Consider the following 22633-nt stretch of genomic DNA (forward strand, 5'->3'; position numbering starts at 1 on the left):
GATCAAAGATACGTGAGTGAGGATGCTCATGACCAGTATGCAACACGAATGCTTGCAGCGGTATCGCTTGGATGGGCTGTGTTGCAATTTGGTCGAATGCTACTTTCACCATTACTGCCGGCTATTATTACAGACTTAGGAATTACAGAAGCAACAGCTGGCATTGTTCTTGCGGCGTTTCAGATTGTTTATGCAGTCACACAGTACCCAAGTGGAGAATTTTCAGATCAATGGACGCGTGCAACACTTATTGTGCCTGCTTTCGCCGTACTTGTCATTGGATTTGCTCTATTTGACATCGTCAATGGACTCGGTATGTTCGTTGTTGCTGCGGTCGTTACAGGAATTGGGAAGGGATTATTTTCAATCCCCTCACGAGCACTTCTTTCTGATTTATTCACGACGAATCGTGGTCGCGCACTTGGAATTTACGCAGCTGGGACAGATGTTGGTGGTATAGCAGCTGCTGGTGTCGCGACAGTAACTGTGACGTATGCATCATGGCGAACGCCGTTTCTTCCGGTTGCAATTTTGTTAGGGATATTAGCAACATGGTATGTATTCATGAATCGTGAGCGCTACGCACTCGAACGCACGACGCTTGATATCGGGGGAACAGTGAGTGGGCTCATACAACACTCTCGACAGCGAGAGACGCTCATTGCGTTTGCCTTGTTTTATTTCATGGTTGGTGGTGTGGTTAATTTCTATCCAACATACCTGACACAGACGAAGGACTTCTCAGCAGAGCTTGCGAGTCTCACATTTGCGCTTATTTTTATTGTTGGACTGATAATCAAACCGAGTGCCGGAATGCTTGGCGACCGGCTTTCGCGGATTGGCATTGCTATCACTGGACTGCTGATTGCAGCCGTTGCACTCAGTGTGGTGACGGTTATTTCAACCCCAATATATATCTGGATTATCACGTCAATCCTCGCAATTGGATATAAAACTGGGTTTCCGCTTGCAGATGCGATTATTCTCGATGGTGCACCGAGTGATGGAATGGGTGCGGACCTTGGGGCTGCACGCGCACTCTTTCTCGGTGCAAATGCAATCGGACCTGCTTATGTTGGTATTGTTGCGACTTACGCCAACTATGAGATTGCATTCGGTGGACTCGCAGTGTGTTTACTTTTTGCAGCAGGAATACTTGCTCGACAGCGAATCAATTCGACAGATGGGGTCCGGGCTGATTGATTCCTCGCTTGAATCAGGATTCTCTCTCAAAAATCGAGTCTATCTTTCTGCAAGGAGAGAATCCCGCCGTTTTCCACGGGAGTAAATCCGATACTTCCCACACAATCCACCGTTGATGGCAGGCTAGATGTTCAACGCTAATCCACATCATTAAACAATTCTACAGATTAACAGGCAGAGTGCCTCGGGGCTTGACCCCGAGGGTGAATGCCGTCACTATATGCCACAAATTTAATTATTTCTAGCGTTTCATACGGTGACCTGTCGCGTTCTAAGTTCATAAAGCCCGGCGAAATTCTCTCCTAACGAACTGCTGGGTAAGAATCGTATGGGAGTTCACTCATCGAACAGTTGTCGGTGAAATCCGTGTTGAGCCAAGAGAAGTAGCAGTTCAGGGAAAGAAATGATCAATGATCGCGGCACAGGCGACAGCCGTCGCTGGTGGGTGACGGCTGTCGCCGGGAAGTGAAGATTGATTAGCCGAATGAATCTAGCGTCTCATTCCAGAAGGTTCGAACTTTCTGGATAGCACGCGCCACGCCACCCCTGACTGGGTGGCGTTGGCGAAACCATACGACCAGCATATATCCAATCAATGCACAGAACAGCTCGAATAACACGCCGTTCAGCGATTTCGAGTGAAAGTTCTCGATGTTGAGGTACTGTTTCCACTCTCGGAAGAGGATCTCAATTACTGTCCGTAGTGTGTATATGTTGATCACGTCGATTGGATCGTACTCTGACGACGCCAGCGTCGTCAGGTACTCAATCTCTTCTCCATCGGGTGTTTCCAGCACAATCCTGCGGAACTCTTCACCAGTCTCAGCTAATTCAATTCGTTCATCACGAACCCGTCGCGTTGATTCCTCATCTGAGTGAGTCGGCTGAGCGGCGTTGTTCCCTGAGACGGTGACCTCGAACTCTTCGAGTGTCTCAATGAGTTCAAATCGAGCGTCTGAGTGCATCAGTGTGACAAAATCATTGTCACTATGCTTGATCTCACAGAACCGTAGATATCGCGTGTATGCGCGGTCAAAGACCCAGATTACCGAGTCGAGGTCTGCAAAGACCTCGACATCTTCCTTGAGGAGATCGAACTGCGGGCTTTCGTGGGTGTCGCCCTCTGTAACAGTAGCGTCGAGTGGATGTTTATTTTCTCCATCCACACGTGCTGCGCAGTGAAGTTCGAGACCACCATCGTCTGTGTCGATCTTGTAGACCTTGTCGTCGTCTCCGACGAACTCGTCTGAGACGACAACAGAGCGCGTAAGTTCGAGGTTTGTGGCATCAACAGCGACGACATCTCGTGTCATCCACTGCAGTCGTTTTCGTTGAACTCCACGTTGATGATACAACTGTGGTGTGTGCAGTACTTCGAAGAGGAGCTGAACGACCGCGCAGTAGTCGCGGTCGTTCGTGAGTTCTGAAAACCGTGATTTAGGCATGTGTTCGAGTGAGTCGTCGACAATGGTCTTATCCTCAAGTTCAGCGAGTGAGCTGGAGGGGTCAAGACCCTCACGAACAGCCGTCTTGACGTGGTTCGTGAAGTCGTGTTTGTCGGAATGGAGCCCAATCTTGAATTCATCGGCAATCGACTCGCTGTCGACTTCGTCGAGCAGCGAGTACATTTCGTCAGCGACGAGATCAGTAGAATTGATATTAGAGGCGTCCGTTACGTCTTCTGACGGCCTGTTTGGTGAATCAAATTGCACAGACATTACGGGCCGTCACTAACGGCTCACGCCGTTTTTATATACTCAGAACGCGACAGTACGGTGACAACGACCAGACACAACCCATCAAAGTATGGAAATGAAGATCTCATTTCCTTCGCTGGTCGTTTGACAGTTTGGAAATGTGGCCCCTCTCAAAATCCGCTACTATGGTGGTGCGACGGGGGTTTCAACGGGCGGAGTGAAGCCGCCGACCTCCACGGACTCCTCGCGGAGTTCGGGTGTTAATTCCAGCCGACCCCTCACGGGGAAGGTCGGAGGGAATTAAATTCGCCTGCGGGTGCTGTGCAGACCCCAAACGGTGAAGCCTCGGGGCTTGACCCCGAGGTACTTCACCTGGATAACCCGTGTATGGCGATTCAGGTCACTCGCACCTGAACGCACCCCGCGGTAGACGACTGTCTCTTACCCACAAATCGAGTCAGTGTTTTAGCGGAACGTGATCGGGATCGGCGAGCACGACTGAAATTCTCGGTATCTACAGTTTCAACACCTTTTTGAAACAATTGTAGTGGAGTTGATTACCGGCGTTCTGTCACCCCCACAGCCGGTATCACTGTCTGAGTCGCTTCTCGCTTCGATTTTTTACGTTCAAAATACCTCTGAGAGCGTCTGAAACGTCCGGTTACGACTCCACGAACTTATGGGTAAAAGACAGTGTATGCGGGGAGGATGTCACACACAGGTATACTTCCTCGATATCCTCCCAACAGAATCTTCTTTCCAGTGCTTGGTGAATCGGCGAGTATTTTTATACCATACACGTGAGTGATGATGAAGAGAGATGGAATTCACTTCTGTTGCTGCACTTGCAGATAACTATGTTATCGGTCGTAATGGTGATCTTCCATGGGAAAGTCTTCCCGCGGACAAACAGCAGTATCGCGAACGGGTCAGTGGATTCCCAGTCATACTGGGTCGACGGACATATGAATCGATGCGATCGGACCTCCCTGGTCGTCGACAAATTGTCCTATCACAACAAAAGCAGGGATTTCATATTGAAACTGTTACTCATGCGCCAGATATTGACAGTGCAATCGAGATTAGTAAACAAACTGACACAAAAACTGTATATATTCTTGGTGGTGCTGCGATCTACAGCCTATTTCAATCGCATATCGACCGAATGGTGCTTACTCGAGTCCCAGGGATCTATCAGGGTGATAGCTATTATCCCGAGTGGAATGACGATGTGTGGACACTCATATCAACAGAGGATTATGCTGGATTCACCCTCGAGGAATGGACCCGTCAAAGCGTATAATCTTGGCATCCTTCTCCGCGTGAGTGCGAAGGAATCCCGGAGCGTGAGTGATGGAGATCGCAGGGTTGCAGTCTCATCAGGTATCCAGATGGTGAGAATCCGTCCGGACTTCTGGACCGTGGCGAGTGGGGATGGACTGCTGGGAGTGCCACATCTCAGCTCTCGATACTCCTCTCCTCAATCATATCTACACTCCCGAAGTTGTTTGTGCCTTTGGAGGGGGCTGGCAGACTTCGACGGACTTGGGTTTACATTTTGATATTTAGAGTAGTCAAGCACAGCATCGATTCAGTATCAGAACCGACCGTTCATATGACTGGCTCCGATTATCGTCCCATTGCTCGGAGCGGACAGAACTTCACCGTCGGACGGGGTGGGAATCGCTCTACTCTCGCCTGATTCCTACTTTGTCAATATGTTGCCTGTCTACTCCATAGCACTCAAATCTCAGTTTAGCTGCATCACGTGGATAGGTTCCCACGTGACGGCGCATATCCACGACTCGAAGACCGTGGTATTGTGCCTGTCCATCATATAATAAATCTTAATTCACGCTCGCGTCAGGTACATTGCTCTCTAGATTAAATTATATCATATGAGCGAAACAGCGACCGTTGGCGGTGGATGTTTTTGGTGTACCGAGGCGGCGATGAAAGAGCTTGCTGGCGTTAACACAGTCACCTCAGGTTATGCTGGTGGCGATATCGATAATCCAACATATAAACAAGTCTGTTCAGGAACGACGGATCATGCCGAGGTTGTGCAGATTGAGTATGACCCAACGAAAATTGAATACAGTGAATTACTGGAAGTGTTTTTTGCAACGCATGATCCAACGCAATTGAATCGACAGGGTCCTGATGTCGGCACACAGTATCGATCAATCATACTCACACATACTGTCGAGCAACGAGCGACGGCTGAAGCATATATTGAAGCACTCAATGATCATTATGATGATGCAATTGTCACCGAGATTGAATCACTCGAACGATTCTGGTCGGCTGAGGAGTATCATCAAGATTACTTTGAAAAAAATCCATCAGACGCATACTGTCGAATGCACGCACAGCCGAAAGTTGAGAAAGTTCGTGAGACATTCACTGAGAAATTGACATAATAATAAAAGAGTATCGCATCTTTGTATATAATCTATATAGGTGTCAAAAAGTGGCAGTCAAACCTTGTGTCCTCGCATTAATTAGTTGCTTCAATCAACGCTGAATCAAAAACATACCTCAAATACCGAGTCCGCTGTTCTCAGTGACACATGATTCACCCATCGTCATTCCTTATTGGCCATGTCTCATCAAACTCGGCATGATCAAACGGTTTGGCGTCTGAGCCAGCGTATGTTGCGACCTGCTGACCATCTCCCTCAAGATGGTATTTATAGGTGGTCAATCCATCAAGCCCGACGGGTCCACGAGCGTGAATTTTTCCAGTGCTAATTCCAACTTCTGCGCCAAGACCAAATCGAAATCCATCGGCAAAGCGTGTTGAGGCATTATGAAATACGCTTGCAGCATCAACCGCACGCATAAACTGTTCAGCCCGATTGTCGTCCTGAGTGAGGATCGATTCGGTGTGCTTTGACCCATACATATTGATATGATCGATTGCATCTGTGAGTGAATCAACAACTGCGATTGAAACGATACGATCACCATATTCGGTCGTCCAATCAGCCTCAGTTGCAGCGATAATTTCTTCACTGATGTTCGACTCAGTATCAACAATTGATTGAGTGCGCTCATCACCACGGATTTCAACCCCGGCGTCGCGATATTGCTTCATCATCTGAGATAGGAATGACGGTGCAACTGACTCATGAACGAGGAGTGTCTCGACAGCATTGCATACCGCAGGATACTGTACTTTCGCATCATACGCGACCGCTGTTGCCATCTCAAGATCAGCCTCAGAGTCAACATACACATGACAGACACCCTCGGTATGCCCTAATACCGGGATACTTGTATTATCCTGAACATATTGGACAAATGAGGAACTCCCACGGGGCATGATTAAATCGACAGCATCGTCCATCTCAAGGAGTGTTTGGACATCTTCACGTGCTTCAATCAGTTGTGCCCATCCTGATGGGACCTCTGGTGTTGCTTCCAGAATACAGTTATATAACACCCGATTTGATCGTTCGGCTTCGCTTCCACCCTTTAGTATCACAGCGTTTCCAGACTTTAGACTCAGTGCTGAAATTTGAACCAGCGCGTCAGGACGAGATTCAAACACTGTCCCAATAACACCAATAGGAACGGTCACTTTGTATAAATTCAAATCATCATCAAGTTCTCTTGCGGTAAGTGTCTCCCCAAGTGGGTCATCTTGTTCGGCAACACTCCGAACCATTTCAGCGATGCTTTCAATTTTTGCGGCTGAAAGGGTTAAACGATCGACAAATGCCTGTGTGTACTCTCCGGCATCGACTTGTTTTTCAGCGTCAGCGACATCAGCCGCATTAGCCTCAAGAATCCGGTCGACATTTCTTTCGATTGTATCTGCGATTGCTGTGAGCGCCTCATTACGGCGCGGTGTCGAGAGATTTGAAAGCGAAAGAGCCGCAGTTTGTGCATCTGTTACTTTTTCTTCTGCAGTTTGAGGGTCTATCTCACCTGAGTCAGTCATATTAGTCATGTATTTGATTATTGCTGTTAGTATGATTGAATTTGTATTGATCTACGTCGTGCGTCAGTTATCGGGAATCTCCATCTACTCATTTCACGTTTCATTTATTATTCTGTCTCATAGTGATTAGTGCAAGTCTTTACCGCCGTGATTATCCGTGTCGGTGATAGGAGCCGCTGAACCCGCGTCATTCGACACCGTCAGTGAAGTTATTCGAACTAATCACTATCAGTCTTTGTTTGATTATCAACTGGAACAAAGATCGTTCCAACTGAGATTTCTGTTGCAATCCGTTGTAGCACATCAGACTCCGTCGAGCGAGCAATAATCGCTGGAATGCCATGCTCACTCACTGCACGAGCACCTCGCACTTTCGTCTGAATCCCACCAAATTTGCTTTCGGAACTGACTGCAATGATTGATTCAACCTCGTCATAGTTGGCACCGACAGCATTAATGCGTGTTGCGTTAGTATTCTCTTTTGGATTTCCAGTATAGACACCACCAACATCAGTCAGTATCACGAGAAGATCACTTTCAACGCCGATTGCAAGCGATGACGAAAGCATATCATTATCACCAATACGGATTTCTTCTGTTGCGACCGCATCGTTTTCATTGATAATTGGGATAACGTCCCAGGAGAGAAGCGTTTCAATAGTGTTCTTGAAATTAGTGAATCGCTCCATATCTTCGAGATCATGATCGGTGATGAGGATCTGTGCAACAGTCAATCCATACCGCTCAAAACTCTCAGTATATCGACGCATGAGATGACTCTGTCCAATCGTTGACAATGCCTGTGATTCTTCGACGGTGTCGTCCGCGGCATACCCTGCCCGTCCTTTTCCAGCGCCAATTGCCCCTGAGGAGACAAGAATAACCTCCTTATCATGCTCGATAAGATCAGCGATATCATCAACGAGTTTATCGAGTTTCTCATCGTCAAGATTTGACGTTGAATCTGTCAGAGAATTCGTTCCAGCTTTGACAACGACACGGTCTGCTGTTGCAGCGATATGACGTGCTTGATCAATTGCTGATCGTGGAACAGATGTTTGCGTGGATTCGGAGGTCTGTGACAATGTCTGCTTTGTTGTTTCGGTGACCGAAATATCTGATTCGCGGTCAGTGTCCTCAGATTCAGACTCATGCTCAGTGCTCCGTCGTTCACTCATGATCAACCTCTGCTGCAAGTTCAGCTGACCGTTCAGTCGCTGCGGTCAATGCATCACCAACTTCGGCGTCAACATTGCTGTCAAATAAAACGTTCATTCCTTCAATTGTTGTGCCATTTGGCGAACAGACAGCGTCAATAAGAGATTCAATCGGTTCATCAGCGGCTCGAACCATCTCCGCTGCCCCAATAAACGTCTGGATTGCAAGTGTCTGTGCGTCTGATTTATCTAATCCTTCTTTGATTGCTCGCGTTTGCATTGCTTGAATAAGATAGTATACAAAGGCTGGTCCGCTTCCATTAACTGCTGTTGCGATATTCATATGCGTTTCATCAATAACTACATATGATCCAAGATCAGAGAGCATTGTCTCAACAGCTGGATCGGGCTCATCCCAGGCGACAGCAGCAGCCATTTCACGAAGACTTGCTGCAAGATTTGGCATCAGTCGAATGACCGTCGCGTCAGTCTGATTGCTAACGAAAGACCGCTCAATACCTGCGGCTGCTGTCATAAGTGTCTGCTCGGCATGAAGGTTAATCTCAGCAAGCACTGTTGGAACGATATCCGGCTTGACTGTCAGTGCAACAATGTCAGAATCGGCTATTGTATCGATATCAGTCGTTGTTCGATCACAATATGATTTGACATTATCGAGAACCGCTGGATCAACATCGTAACCAATTGTTCGATATCCTTCCACCGTCGCAAGACCTTCCAGCAGTGCACTTCCCATATGTCCGCACCCAATAACGCTCACTGTAATCATCTTTTCCTGATATGACTCGGCCGCTGATATACGAACTTCGGTTTCGATACTCAAAAGAACACTTTTTACAGTCAGTGTCGCGCTTCAAATAAAGATATATTTGATAGTAAGCTGTTCTATCTGCAAGCCTCGATTCACTCTGAGTTATTGCCCCGATAGTGATTTTGATACGGTTTAATAGATATTGCTCTCAAGTTACCCTACGAGGTGAGCATCTGGCGGATACTCATCGATTTACTTTCATCGCCGATAGAATCTTGTCATTAGCCATGTTATACGATATCGATGTCCGAGCAGATACACGATATTTTGGAGGTAGATGCGTTTACCCCTGGATTGGTTGGTCCTGACCGCGAGTGGGCTGGAACTGTCGCTGATGGTGGGACAATTAAAACACATACACCAGCAGGATGTTGGGGTCCAATGATCACTCCTTCATTCCGTGGCGGTCACGAGGTGACACGTCCGATTGGTGTTGAGAATGCTGAGCCAGGCGATGCGCTCGTCGTTCATATTAATGATGTTGAAGTAACAAGTGTTGCAACAAGTACTGGGAGTATGGCAGAACGCGATGATGCCTTTGGTGATGACCCATTTATTGATCATCAATGTCCAGAATGTGGGGCTGAATGGCCTGAAACGGTCGTTGATGGAACCGGCGAAGATGCGATTCGATGTGCTGAGTGTGGCGCGAATGCATCTTCATTTGGCTTCGAGTATGGATATACCGTTGCCTTTGATGATGACCGCAGTGTTGGTATTACAGTTGGTGAAGAGGGTGCTCACGACCTTGCAACACGTGCTGAGGAGGCACTAGCGCTCCCAGAGAATTCTCAACAGCATCCAATTCTTCTATATGAGCCCGATGAGATGCCAGGGGCACTTGGTCGACTCGCGCCATTTATTGGAAATATTGGGACAACACCACACGTTGAACTGCCAGACTCACATAATGCTGGTGACTTTGGACAGTTCCTGATTGGCGCAGAGCACGACTGGGGGCTTACTGATGAAACGGCACTTGAGGCGCGGACAGACGGTCATCTCGACTCAAATGATGTCCGACCAGGTGCAACACTCATTTGTCCGGTTCAGGTTGAAGGCGCGGGATTATATGTTGGTGATTTGCATGCGAATCAAGGCGACGGTGAACTTTCATTACATACAACGGATGTGAGCGGACGGACAGAACTCGAAGTTGAGGTGATCAAAGATCTCGATCTTGATGGTCCGATTCTGTTACCGAATGAGACAGACCTTCCCCACATCGCAAAGCCATATACTGATGATGAACGCGATGTCGGAGCGAATCTTGCTGCGGAATATAATGTTGATCTTACAGATGCCGCACCGATTCAAATTATTGGCTCCGGTGCCACAATCAATGATGCAACACAGAACGCTTTCAACCGTGCAAGTAAATTGTTCGGGGTTGATGAAGGCGAGATCCGTGCTCGATGTACATTTACCGGTGGTGTTGAGATCGCACGTCTTCCTGGTGTTGTCCAGTTATCGATGCTCACACCGATTGATTTGCTTGAGTCGGTTGGACTTGCCGAGACAGTTTCCAATAAATACGATTGAGCCCCTTATCATGATTTAAATCGGTGTATCATAGTTCAAGCCGATAATCTTGGGGTAGGTTCATCCTCAGTTCATGTGAGTAATTTGCATCAAGCTAATCAATCATACCTCGTGACAGTGTGATCACTTCCGCCACGCATCGCTGGAAATAGTTGTATGTCCGCTGATTGGTCAAGTTGGGTCTCAGGCGATGCTTTATTTCCATTAACAAGGATACGGACACTGGGTCGAAGTGTCCCCTCACAATCGAAAAGATGCGACTTCGTTTGCGGGTATGTTTCAGCAATCATTGTGATCAGTTCACTTACTGTTTCAGGAGAACTCGCTGAGACGGAGGATGCATCAATAGATTCAGATCCCTCAGAAATCGTATTGCTGTTTGCTGCATTTTTGTCTGTACCATCTGTGCTTGACCCTGTGGCAACCGTAAGCACCTTACCGTCCGCAGCAGTCCGGAGTGGTCCATATACCGTTATTTCCATTGATTCAAACACACAGTGGTGAATTCTATAAACGTGACGCTGGGATCTAAACTGATATCCTCCCGCGTATAGAGACCTGTCTTTTACCCATAATTCGTCCCGACGAGATGAACGGGGCGAAGTAGTAAAAATTGATTTCATCGTCGGGAGTTGGGAGTCTCATCCCAAGTAACCAGATATGCTGACGACAAGTTGACCCGGTTTGAGCAGCCCCTGTGACCCGATCGGTAATTCCGGTCGGCGTCTCAGTCCGTCAGGATTTGTCTCAGATCCTTTCCAACAGCGGCTCAAACGCCACGGTTGCTGGGACTTATAGGTAAGAGACAAGCCTGAACACGCGGGTACTCTCCTTGCATTCTATAGCTGTTTCATAAGAAAAAGCGGGGCACTCTTTCTGCTCCAGGGCGTATCATTGATAATGCAACCGGCATCGTCTGGTGATATCCCCCGACAGATTGAGACAACACCACCAGTCAATGTTGAAACATTTGCTTCACACGTGACATTGACATGGACGAGTCTTGGGCTCTCTCAGTTTGTCGACATTGCAGATCGAGTTGACGTCGTGCCAGCAGACAGTACACCAATCGTTGACGCAACGAATGCTGCTGGTCGTCGACGACTTCCACTGACAGAGATTGATACAACAACAGCGGCAACAAAATATGTTCGATTTGAGCCCGATTGTCCATGGACACTTGCATGGGAACGCCGGACAACACCTGTTGTTTCACTTTGTGGGTCGCCCTCGCCAACAGTTTGTCAACAGGCACATATTATTACGACTACAGAAAATCTCGATGCGCGCGACGGATGGAATACGGTCGAGACCGCCGCTGGGTGGACTCGAGAAACGTATGAAACTCTTCTTTCAGTCCTTGGAGCGTGACTGGTGTGGACAACGGTGATGATCACAATCATGAGCAAGGCAGAGACAGTCCGAAAGACACTGACACGTACTTAGAGAACAACGCAGACAATCATAATCAGGGTCAAATAAATGATACAACAGTATCAACAAACGCGGAACAACATCTGACGAGGACTGACTCAAGTGATATTGCGCCTTCTGAAGATCATACGGATTTTACAATGCAGTCTGGAAACAGCATTTCAACCAATAACTACTGGATAGTGAGCACACTCGCCCCTATTGGTGTGTTTCTTGCGACAATGCTCGACCGGGCGGGCATCATCAATCAGAACCGACTCCGAGCAACGGTCAATCTTGCATGGCCGCGCATCATCACCGGATTTGCGATTATGTCAAAACGAACAGTTGATCTTGCTATTGTCGGGATTGCTGTTGGCACGGATGCAGTCGCCGGCTTAACAGTTGCAAATGCCTTCTGGATGGTCGCGAAATTCGTCTTTATCGGTCTTGCAGGTGGGACGCTTTCATTGGTGTCACAGAATTATGGTGGGGATCGAGCAGACCGTGCAACGACTGTCGTATATATTAGTTTTATTATTGCGATTGGAATTGGTGTCATTATTGTCCCGGTGTTTGTTGTAGCTGCTACAGACCTCATTGCACTCGTCGAGGGAAATCCGGCTGTAGTCTCACTTGGAGCAGCGTATCTTGCTGTCGTTGCCCCCGGTCTCTTGTTTGAGGGGATCAATATGATTGGGTCTCGGACATATGCTGGCGTCGGTGATACAGTGACACCAATGTTGTTTCGTGCGACTGGCGGTGTATTGAATATCATTCTGAGTGCTGTGTTAGTCTTTGGGACTGGGTTAGGGGTCGTTGGAGCAGCACTTGGGACAACAATCGCAACCGCCGTTGTTGCAGTTGCATTTGGATGGGGGTTGACAGGACGAAACGATGATAGCTGGACTGCCTGTCCAATCTCACTCGATCAGACAGCATCACTAGAGTGGGACCTCACCCGGGAAGTTATTGAAGTCTCAACACCGCTCATTGCTCGCCGAGTTGCACAAGGGATGGTTGTCTTCCCACTACTTGCAATTGCATCCACATTTGGTCCTGTTACAGTAGCAGCCGTTGGTGTTGCTCGTCAAATCCGGGAGCTCTTGAATAGCTTCACTTGGGGCTTCTCAATAGCCTCCTCAACACTTGTCGGGCAGGCACTCGGTGGTGGAAATGAATCACTTGCGACAGATTACGGTCGGGAAATCACTCTGTTATCATTCATTATCTATCTTGGAGCAACAACTATTGTCATTGCACTTGCCCGCCCAATTGCGAATGTGTTCGTTGGTGTGGATGCTGTTGCACTGACAGCAACATTTGTTAGTATTGCTGCCTTCAGTGCAATTGCAACTGGAATCGATGGATCCGTCACAGGTGCACTTCGTGGTGCTGGCGACACACGCATCCCCTTTGTGACGACACTTATCGGGCTTTATGTTGTTGCATTACCAATTGCATGGATTGGGACCGTCACATCACTCGGAGCGACAGCACTCCTTGGTGCTCTTCTCGCTGAGAAGGTCATTCCGATGATACTTAATGGTGCTCGATTTCGCACTGGAACGTGGAAGCGAATCAGTCGATCATACCGACCTGGTCCAGACCCCAGTGATTAAATTATCATAAGTGAACCCAGGTCATCATATCGTATTCGCTCACTATCGATCAGATAGCCGCTAACACATCATTCAGAATAAGTTTGCCCGTTGCTCTATCTAATGGATCATTATTATTCCCACAGTCTTCACTCATGATACACAGTGGACATCCGCGACGCCGGTCACATCGACACTGAGCGATATGATCACGCGTTCGTTCAGTGAGTGTTTCAAAATGTTCATAAATAGCTCGAGTAAATCCAATCCCCCCGTCGATGCCATCATGAATAAACCATACAGGACCTGAAACTGTCTCATGTGGATGATTCAATGTCGAAAGACCACCAATATCATTATTGTCAACAAGTAACTCAAGTGGTGCAAGTTGAATCAGTCCATGCTCAGCAGCGTGGATTCCCCCACCATATGTATACTGCGCTGCTTCATCAGGCACGCGTGTGTCGCCGCTTGAGCGAGCAGTTGGCGATAACAGTGGGACATCGAGTCGATCGATCGTTGAGGCAACGTGATTAGGTGGTAATGACACCCACATCAACTCAGTGTTAAGTTCCATTGGTGGCGATTGAGTTGGAAGCGGACCGCGAACAACCTCACCGGTGCTAATCTGTCGAACAAGATATTGATCATATGTTATTTTGACCGTTCCCCGACCAAAGTATCGGTCATATGCACCTGCAAGCGAGTGATGCTCCTGTGCATGAAGCTCCGTAATTTGTTTCGTAGAAAGCGTCTGTGTATACTTCCCCGTGTTTGTCTGCTTTACAAGGATTCGAGGTTGCGAGCTTTCATCATCAACATTGACAACCTCATATTGCTGCCCGGCATGTAAGAATAGTGCTCCCTCATGATAATCCCGATATGCACGCTCAGCGGCGACTGGGTCATGATCAATCTGTGCGTCAGTATCGATGCAAATGACCGCAAACTCGCGTCCACTGGTGTTATATAATGAGAGTCTCCCCTGCGGACGGGGATCACCGGCATATCCAACACCGGTGCCATCAAGTCGACCGGTCTGCTCAAGTACCCCTGCGTCCTGCCACATCTGCACAGTCTCACGAAGACGCGTTTCTGAGCCAAGCAGACCTGCATCTGCATCTGAGAGCGGGCGCTCATCAGCTGCTGCAAGTAAGTGATCTGCGTATACTGGCTCATTATCGACAGAAACAACCGCATCTTCAACAGTCTCATTAAAGAGATATGATGGATGATCGAAGATATATGCGTCAATCGCATCATCGCCACCAACAAGCACTGAAAGAGCATCTGTTGTCCCTCGACCTGCTCGACCAATTTGTTGCCAAAAACTTTGTTTTGTGCCAGGGTATCCGGCTGTGACTGTCGCATCAACAGAGCCGATATCGATGCCAAGTTCAAGTGCATTGGTCGTTGCAACTGCATCAAGTCGACCATCTTTCAGCCCATTCTCAACGCGACGACGAAGTCGCTTTCCAAGTCCAGCATGGTATGGCTCAACAGCCAGATTGTCACTTGAGCGTGCTGTATCAAGCGTTTGTTTCGCCGCAATCTCAGTTCCCTGTCGAGCCGAACAAAACTGCAGTGTCTGTGTATTATGACTGGCAAGGTGTGCAGTCACTTGAGCAGCCTCAGAGCCAGTTGATTGACGAGCACGTTCAAATTCCGCTGCAGGGTCGGACTCACTGGCGCCAGATTTTGTCGATCCGGCTTGGTCCGTAGCCCCTGTATGTTTCTCATCATCATCGTCAGTTATCTGATCCCAATCCACCGGCGGTTCCCAAAGGACGATATCCCGACTTCCTCTGGGGGAGCCATCTTCATCGATAACAGTGAATAACTCTCCAGTCAAGCGTCGGGCATGATCAGCTGGATTGCCAATTGTCGCTGTTGTTAATACAAACTGCGGATTGGCATCGTATGCACGGACAATCCGACGGAGCCGACGAAGAATCCAAGCGACATGTGTCCCGGTGACACCAGCGTACTCATGTGCTTCATCAACGACGATAAGATCAAGATTCGCATAGAATCGACGCCATCCACTATCACGGTTATGACGCGGAAGGTAGACGTTCAATCCTGCAGGATTGGTGAGAATAACGTCTGCACTTTCACGAATCTCGCGCTTACGATCCGTCGGTGTATCACCGTCGTACACGCCAATCTTCACATCAAGCCCCCAGTCATCACGAAGTTTATTATTAAGTTCCCTTTCTTGATCGCGTGTGAGAGCCTTCATTGGATAGAGACATAACGCGGTCGTCTCAGGATTATATAGATGCATTCGAGCAATTTGAAGCGCATATACCCACGTTTTTCCAGATGACGTCGACGTTGTGACGACAACATTCTCATCATCTGCAAGTGCAGCAAGCGCTGTTGCTTGATGTTCAAATAGCTCATTTGAAATCCGTTCTGTCAGTGACTCTGGTAGGACTGCTTCCGCTGGCGTGGTCTGTGCTGGCTTCTGCGTAAGATGATGTGTCTCAACGATCTGCCCGTCATACTTAGGGAATGATTCTGAAAGCGTCTCCTCAGAGAGGACAGAGGAATGATACTCCTGCGATCTTGGCGTATCATCATCAGACTGAGTTGATTCTATATTATTTGACATTGAGTCCTAAAGACGATATTGATTGGTCATCTCTGAGAGCTGCGATACATTTGGTCATAATCGATTGATTATGAGATTGAGACTGTCCACCGTTATTGATAGTCGTATTTATGTTTCTTTTCATAAGCCAAAGTCTGATAATGACCCCTGTGATGTTGACGTTGATGAGTCTGATTTCGATTTTAGTGGTGCGTTCTTTGTTTGTGTCTGGTGTGCATCAGTCAACGCTTCATATATGCGCGCAAGCGCACGAACATCATCCTCACAGTACGCCTCCAAGCGATTCCAGGGTGGTTGTGAAACTGTCTGTGGATTATCAGCAGTGTTCATACGCTCACGCCAATCAACGTATAGTTCAGCAACGCGTCGTCCGTTGATTCCCTGTGTTGTTGGCTTCCATCCAAGCGCCGTCGCGACATGTTCGAGTTTATTTGTCCGTCCAGGAAATTCAGCATTTCCCTGTGTTCTTCCCCAATAAAGTGGGTCAAATGTGTATCGGTTTTCCCAGTCATCAAGATACGATGGGCAGTGTGTCTGCAACTGATCATGAATAACGTCAAAATCAAACCCATATCCATTCCAAGCAACAACAGGTCGTCGACGGGCACTCCCGGTCAGCCATGTCATGAATGCCTCAAGATGTGCACTCGGAGCATTGAGGTCGGGCTGTCGAAATGCGAGATAATTGCCTGATGACGCCGATCCATCAAGAACGCCAATAAGCCATGCTGTTGATGCTGCAAGACCGTCTGTCTCGATATCAATAAAGACCGGATCTCCTGTCGGGAGTGATCCATCACCGGTCGATACAATTATTTCATCAGCGACAGCTCTGGCTGATGCGTGGATTTGTTGTGCTGTATTGGTGCCGATACTGGGGACTGCTGTAAGTTCATGTGGTGATGCTGTAGCAACGGCTGATCGGGTTTCAAATCCCGCTGTTCGGAGGTGATTGGCACGTGTCTCGCTAACGCCAGTTATGCCTCGGAGTCCGAATCGATCTGGGGATATTGTGTTAGTGGTCACTGCTCCATTCGGGAATACCGAGGTAACCGTCAGTGGTTGTGTCGAATCATCGATGGCAACACCAAGGCGTGCGCGTGAAGTACCGATACCAGCGACTGATATCTGATGACCGTCCGGAACTGTTACATCACGATTATATGATGATCGAAGTCTAGTCGAAAGATGTGAGATATCAACACCCGCCTCCGCTTCAAGTGAATGATCCGTAATCCAAGCTGAATCGACGGTAGTGATATACTCCTCCAATCCATCAAGTTGCGTTTGTCGAGCGTGTGGGTCAATATACAATGAGAGCGTATCAGTCACAACATAGCCATGACTCGTTTCAATGAGCGACATTGGATCATCCGGCAGTGAATCAATTGACGGGGAAACAACAATCGTCACACTGCCATTTGCTGTTTCGACTGTCTGTGGAAGCATCCCGCGACCAGGTTGATATATAGGAACATCGATACTGCCAGTCAGCGCTGGAATAACGACACCAGCATCAGGGTCTGCCGGAATAATTATATCTGGCTTGACTGCAGCGACTGCATCAGAAACAACATCAACCGGATCAAACTCCCGAATGACGCTCCCAGGAACTGTCAGCAGTGTACCGGAGGCAGCATCGGAATCTGGAAGACGCGTTGACGGGATTGAACTCACGGTCACAATCAATTGTTATTGGGATGTCTGTCGTCTTGAACGTTCGTCTGCTATATCTCATATGCTTCTGATTCTACAGATAGCAAGGCGAGTACCTCGGGACTTTGATACTGATATGACCCCGAAGCGGTTCACCGTATTTCTTCCTCGATAGTACAAACACCGGTACTGCTCAATGATGAGGACGGGAGGTTGACGCCTGCGCTCGACTCAAATTAAAGATAAGCTTCATCGGAGTTTTTCAAACAAATATGCAGTGGGGACGCACCGGAAACATATATACTATTTCACAGGGTGACACCGTGAGTCGCTTGCAAACAAACTTTGCAGTTTTATCTGCATATTAATCCAACTCAATATTTATTATTTGACAGAAAGGCAATTACCAGACCAGCAGTGAGTAGACATATGCAGGAGCCTACGCCAACCACTGGATGGCCTGATAACCCACTTTCGGTCACAACCGCTGAAGAATTATTACACGACATTACCGATGCAATCGCAGTTTGGGTGATGGATCATGCTGATTCGGTCCGTCAGATCGCAATTCCCGACGCTCAGCCCGATGCAATCATCGATATTGTGGTTGAAACTACCACTGGATTTGATATGTATAGTTATACCGATGGTCAGTGGATGGATTATGGGACTCAACGAAAAGATAATGAGTCTGCACCCTCCATGGCTGGAACGCTCGCCAGTTATCGTATCCTTACTGGAAAATCTGAACTTGATGTTGCAGATGAGAGTGTTGAGTAGTGCACTAACGACGAGACAACAACAATGATATTGAGAATGAAAGTTTATTATCCAAAGTCGAACGATCAATGTCGTATTCGTGTAACGTGTGGCGTGTGATGCGTGATTACTCAAACGTTTAAAGATCTCGTCAATGCGGTAGTAGAGTCCAAAGCGCGTGCTCGAATCGTTTCAGCAACAGGCCATAATCGGTACGGTATTGACCCTGGGACTATCAATCAGCTTCAGGAAACATGGATTGTCGAGGACGCTCCGACAAAACAGCGGCTTGTGATTGATGGAATATTACACCCTGGGCAGATTGTTGATCTTAGTGATACTTTACCATCGGTAACCGTCTGTGATCGCCGTGACATTGTTTTGCGACGCCTATCAGATGACGATAACCAACTCGCAACAATGTCTATCGAACTCCGGCAATGTCGAATTGACCATCGACGGGCAATGCAACACCAGCGACATGCAGCAACCGATGGTCCTGATCAAAGTGGCCGTGTCAATGAGCTCACTCAACGCAAACAGACACTCCGAAATAAGATCGAGACTGCAATAACGGATCAGCAACAGTCGGTGAAAAACGCATACTCCAGTGTTGATGCGCGTATCAGTGTTATAACTCAAATTGGCACTGAACCCGCAGCAAATGAATTATATTCAAGTATAAACCCTAATATTAACTCTGAAATAACAGCGATACTGCGACCGGCGACACCTATGACGACTGTTACAACAATCGGTTCTCATGAAGTGGCAGTGACGCGCGTAACACCATTCATCACCGATATCCCACCATGGTATGAACGTGCCATTGCGGGAACTCTCAAAATACTCAATCAAGCCGATATTATTGCCATTGCCAAACCTAACAATCATTCTCATACGGATATTGACCCAGAAAATAATACCGAGAGGCTACTGATGAACATCCAACAGCAGTGTAAAGATGATACTGAAATACTTCTATGGGCAGGTAAGTCGAATACTGATCAGGATTCAATTCGGGCAGATATTGCAGCAGAACTACCAGACACACAAATAACCATTTCGCTTCCATACACAGATGATGCACAAGCAACTGTCTCATGGTTATATGATAATACGACTGTCGAGTCAATCAGTTATGATAAACGAATCGTGCTTACTGTGCGTGTTGCGGTAACTCAAAATGACGCCGTTCAGCGAGCAGTGACAAGTGTCGACGGCAGTATACATGATGGAGAGGAATAATACGAGCAGCAAACAAATTACTCTATTTTGATAAATCACTGAACAAATGTGTGATAAGAACATATGCCAACCGTTCTACCGCGAGAAGGACTATCAGTGGTGCACACATACGGTTTAGATAAGAATGACCGACTCAAAGATAGGGCGTCGACGGCTGCTCGGTCTCACTGGAGCGGCAGTACTTGGGGGGCTTGCAGGGTGTAATACACAAACTCAGTCTCAATCTAATACACAGACGGGCTCTACATCAATGTCAGGTGATCTCTCAGCAGAGACGAATCTGAGAGAGCAAGATACGGCGGATACAGCAACAAATCCATACGGCGAGGTATATCGTGACACGATCGATTCGGTTGTGCTGGTGCAACCTGAAGGTCCACGTGCACGTGGTCAGGGAACTGGATTTCTATATGATTCGAACCACGTAATAACAAACGCGCACGTCACTGGCGAAGCGACCACAGCCGATATTCGTTTCTCACAGGGAGAGTGGCGAACCGGGTCAGTTGTCGGGACAGACCCACACAGTGACCTTGCGGCGATTGCTATTGACTCACCCCCCGAATCGGTGTCTCCGATCCCGTTTATTCCCGGTCCAGCAACAATTGGACAGAGAGTTGTCGCGATTGGTAATCCATTTAATCTCAGCGGAACAGTAACATCGGGAATTGTTAGTGGTGTAAACCGATCAATCCCGGCACCGACAGGATTCACAATTCCTGATGCAATCCAAACTGACGCTGCGGTCAATCCTGGCAATAGTGGCGGACCGCTCATGTCACTTGATGGGCAAGTCGTTGCAGTCATCAACTCTGGCGGTGGCGATAATATTGCATTCGGCATCTCAGCAGCGCTCACACAACGAGTTATTCCTCGGTTAATCGAAACTGGTGATTTTAATCATTCATACATTGGCGTTCGATTTGAATCAGTCACCCCGGAGATTGCCCGTGCGAACGGACTAAAAACTCCACGTGGACTGCTTATCGTTGATGTTATCGATGGAGCACCAGCAGATGGTATTTTACAATCAAGTGATAGACAACAAATCGTTGATGGAACTCGAGTTCGAGTTGGTGGTGATGTTATTCTCGGAGTCGGGGGACAAAAAATACTCACGACAGAAGATCTTGGAAGTTACCTTGCATTACAAACAAATCCCGGTGAGACAGTGCCGATTACTGTTCTCCGAAACGGTCAAAGACAGACATTAACAATTGAACTCGGTCAGCGCCCAGAACAATAATTACCCTGTGATATTCAACTGTGGTACTCAATCAAATCAATAATCGCATGAACATATACGGTCACTAGAAACGGGGTTATACAGCGTTATATAAAAGGAATGTTCAGCTTCGCTGACTGTTATTCCGTTTGTCCATTACTCTGAGAGCTATTCTATGATGCTTTATTAGTCGTCGTTTGCTTCAGCTTGTTGTCTAGCTCCAAGTTTTGCCTGTTCGCGAGCACTTGGATTAACCGACTCTTTGAATGGAACCTCTGCGACCGTTGCATATGCAGGTCCACCCGATTCAGCGTACTCTTCAGGGAGATGAACCTGGAATTCGAGATCAAGATCATTTTCATAGATCTCATCATTCAGTAGTGCATCTGTCTCAGCTTCAAGCTTGTCCGCAGGAACAAATCCAAGTCCGATATTCGTCTCCAGATCTGGATTCCACCATGGTGAAGTCATATATCCACATTCCTCACCGGTATCTGGATCTGACACCAACCAGAAATCCGGGGCATAATCGCGAATTGGTTCACCGGACATCTTGAGTCCAACAAGTTTGAGATTAAATGGATATTCACCATCATCAATTAACGCTTGCTGGCGCTCTAGTTCTTCTTTACCAATGTAATCTGCTTGTTTATTATCTGGTACCTGATATCCAAGGTTAACCTGGAAGGGTGAAGTCTCATGATCCATATCCTGACCCCATGAGAGAATACCAGCCGCAATCCGACGATGGTGTCCTGGTGCAATCTGCATACCACCATGGTCTTTGACTGAATCAAGAACCGGATCCCAGACGCGCTCAGCAGTTTCCATTGCATCACGAACATAAATCTCAAATCCTTTCTCACCTGAGAAACCAGTCTGGCTGATCAAGACCTCTGCACCACCAATCTCCGCCTCCATTAGCCCATAATAAGGTATCTCTGAGACCTCTTCACCGACGACATCAACCATGACGTCCTCAGAGCGTGGTCCTTGAATTTGCATTGGTGCAACATCAATCTCATCGACTTCAACGTCAAAGTCCATCCCGACATTGACACCTTCGATCCACTGCATCAGCGTTGAATCTGAAATTGAGAACCAGAATTCGTCCTCAGCGACCCGAAGGAGGATTGGGTCATTCAAAATCCCACCGTCCTCATTGCACAAGATAACGTACTTTCCATGCATTGGGTCTATCTCAGTTGCATCACGCGTGATTACGTGATTTGTTAATGCCTCTGCGTCTGGACCCTTCACCCGAATCTGACGCTCAACAGCGACATCCCAAAGAGTGACAGCTTCTGTGAGTGCGTCGTATTCAGCCATTGCTCCCCCATCTTCGGGCTCGACGAGACCGCGTGGATGATAAATTCGATTATAGACAGTACAACGCCAGGCACCCTCCTCGTTGAACGATTTATCGAAAAATGGTGATTTACGGACCCGTGTCGAGACGAGCATCTCAATGCCAGGGTCCCCAGTCTGGCGAAGATTTCGTGGCAACGTCCGATCAGACTGATCAATACTTGGATAGTTAGGGTGATCTTCACTATTTGCCATACTTATGTATTCTAGATAGATACTACAATAAATGATAGTGTTCATCATCTCGTGGATTTAAATTAATACTAGTATATGTGCCGTCCGTGATATTGCGGGATGACGGTCCTCGTCAGCAATAAACAGAACTATGAGAGAAACTTCTGTCATTTGATCTCCTCCCGCGCCTAA

The 22633-nt window shown here is 47.6% G+C and carries 17 protein-coding genes; 9 read left to right on the forward strand and 8 right to left on the reverse strand.

Annotated features, from left to right (window positions below; genetic code table 11):
- The first annotated feature begins 12 nt into the window (after positions 1 to 12).
- On the forward strand, positions 13 to 1203 hold the full coding sequence (locus HQRW_RS04555; RefSeq protein WP_014555646.1) for an MFS transporter: 1191 nt from the start codon (positions 13 to 15) through the stop codon (positions 1201 to 1203).
- 476 nt (positions 1204 to 1679) lie between these two features.
- Here HQRW_RS04555 and HQRW_RS04560 read toward each other — a convergent pair whose 3' ends face one another.
- Entirely contained in the window at positions 1680 to 2921 is a 1242-nt protein-coding gene (locus HQRW_RS04560; protein WP_014555647.1) for an IS4 family transposase, read from the reverse strand.
- 799 nt (positions 2922 to 3720) lie between these two features.
- Between HQRW_RS04560 and HQRW_RS04565 the strand changes: the two genes are divergently transcribed.
- Positions 3721 to 4203 carry a dihydrofolate reductase gene (locus HQRW_RS04565; RefSeq protein WP_011571118.1) on the forward strand — a complete coding sequence of 161 codons (483 nt, stop codon included), beginning with the start codon at positions 3721 to 3723 and terminating at the stop codon, positions 4201 to 4203.
- 595 nt (positions 4204 to 4798) lie between these two features.
- A complete protein-coding gene (msrA, locus tag HQRW_RS04570) occupies positions 4799 to 5323 on the forward strand; it encodes a peptide-methionine (S)-S-oxide reductase MsrA (RefSeq protein WP_014555648.1) in 525 nt (174 codons plus the stop codon).
- Positions 5324 to 5478: 155 nt separating this feature from the next.
- Here the strand turns inward: msrA and HQRW_RS04575 are convergent, their stop codons facing one another.
- From HQRW_RS04575 to proC, 3 genes are all read right to left on the reverse strand, one after another.
- A complete protein-coding gene (locus HQRW_RS04575) occupies positions 5479 to 6849 on the reverse strand; it encodes a glutamate-5-semialdehyde dehydrogenase (protein ID WP_014555649.1) in 1371 nt (456 codons plus the stop codon).
- Between the two features lie 218 nt (positions 6850 to 7067).
- Positions 7068 to 8027: a glutamate 5-kinase gene (proB, locus tag HQRW_RS04580; RefSeq protein WP_014555650.1), complete on the reverse strand. Its 960-nt coding sequence runs from the start codon at positions 8025 to 8027 to the stop codon at positions 7068 to 7070.
- Positions 8020 to 8796, reverse strand: coding sequence for a pyrroline-5-carboxylate reductase (gene proC / locus HQRW_RS04585; protein WP_014555651.1), 777 nt, complete (start codon positions 8794 to 8796; stop codon positions 8020 to 8022). Before proC ends, proB begins: the two co-directional genes overlap by 8 nt.
- A gap of 285 nt (positions 8797 to 9081) precedes the next feature.
- On the opposite strand from proC, the gene HQRW_RS04590 reads away from it, so the two are divergent.
- On the forward strand, positions 9082 to 10380 hold the full coding sequence (locus tag HQRW_RS04590) for an acetamidase/formamidase family protein (protein WP_014555652.1): 1299 nt from the start codon (positions 9082 to 9084) through the stop codon (positions 10378 to 10380).
- Positions 10381 to 10478: 98 nt separating this feature from the next.
- Here the strand turns inward: HQRW_RS04590 and HQRW_RS04595 are convergent, their stop codons facing one another.
- Positions 10479 to 10862 carry a MoaD/ThiS family protein gene (locus HQRW_RS04595; RefSeq protein WP_014555653.1) on the reverse strand — a complete coding sequence of 128 codons (384 nt, stop codon included), beginning with the start codon at positions 10860 to 10862 and terminating at the stop codon, positions 10479 to 10481.
- A gap of 418 nt (positions 10863 to 11280) precedes the next feature.
- Here HQRW_RS04595 and HQRW_RS04600 point away from each other — a divergent pair, with 418 nt between their 5' ends.
- Positions 11281 to 11751, forward strand: a complete 471-nt coding sequence (locus tag HQRW_RS04600) for a hypothetical protein (protein WP_014555654.1) — start codon at positions 11281 to 11283, stop codon at positions 11749 to 11751.
- Positions 11752 to 11756: 5 nt separating this feature from the next.
- Positions 11757 to 13415 (forward strand): MATE family efflux transporter, encoded by a 1659-nt coding sequence (locus HQRW_RS04605; protein WP_011571126.1) that lies wholly within the window; start codon positions 11757 to 11759, stop codon positions 13413 to 13415.
- A 49-nt stretch (positions 13416 to 13464) separates the two neighbouring features.
- On the opposite strand, the gene HQRW_RS04610 is transcribed toward HQRW_RS04605, so the two are convergent.
- Together HQRW_RS04610 and HQRW_RS04615 are read right to left on the reverse strand one after the other, a co-directional pair.
- Positions 13465 to 16011 carry a DEAD/DEAH box helicase gene (locus HQRW_RS04610; RefSeq protein ID WP_014555655.1) on the reverse strand — a complete coding sequence of 849 codons (2547 nt, stop codon included), beginning with the start codon at positions 16009 to 16011 and terminating at the stop codon, positions 13465 to 13467.
- Positions 16012 to 16131: 120 nt separating this feature from the next.
- Entirely contained in the window at positions 16132 to 17688 is a 1557-nt protein-coding gene (locus HQRW_RS04615; protein ID WP_231852421.1) for a ribonuclease H-like domain-containing protein, read from the reverse strand.
- 408 nt (positions 17689 to 18096) lie between these two features.
- Here HQRW_RS04615 and HQRW_RS04620 point away from each other — a divergent pair, with 408 nt between their 5' ends.
- The 3 genes from HQRW_RS04620 (at position 18097) to HQRW_RS04630 (ending at position 20920) form a co-directional block, all read left to right on the forward strand.
- The gene (locus HQRW_RS04620) at positions 18097 to 18447 is read left to right on the forward strand and encodes a hypothetical protein (protein WP_014555657.1); all 351 of its coding nucleotides are present in this window, start codon (positions 18097 to 18099) and stop codon (positions 18445 to 18447) included.
- Positions 18448 to 18549: 102 nt separating this feature from the next.
- The gene (locus tag HQRW_RS04625; protein ID WP_014555658.1) at positions 18550 to 19674 is read left to right on the forward strand and encodes a hypothetical protein; all 1125 of its coding nucleotides are present in this window, start codon (positions 18550 to 18552) and stop codon (positions 19672 to 19674) included.
- Positions 19675 to 19798: 124 nt separating this feature from the next.
- Positions 19799 to 20920, forward strand: a complete 1122-nt coding sequence (locus HQRW_RS04630) for a S1C family serine protease (RefSeq protein ID WP_014555659.1) — start codon at positions 19799 to 19801, stop codon at positions 20918 to 20920.
- A gap of 165 nt (positions 20921 to 21085) precedes the next feature.
- On the opposite strand, the gene HQRW_RS04635 is transcribed toward HQRW_RS04630, so the two are convergent.
- A complete protein-coding gene (locus HQRW_RS04635) occupies positions 21086 to 22462 on the reverse strand; it encodes an aminomethyltransferase family protein (RefSeq protein WP_014555660.1) in 1377 nt (458 codons plus the stop codon).
- Positions 22463 to 22633: the final 171 nt, after the last annotated feature.

It is taken from the genome of Haloquadratum walsbyi C23 (assembly GCF_000237865.1).
GTDB lineage: Archaea > Halobacteriota > Halobacteria > Halobacteriales > Haloferacaceae > Haloquadratum > Haloquadratum walsbyi.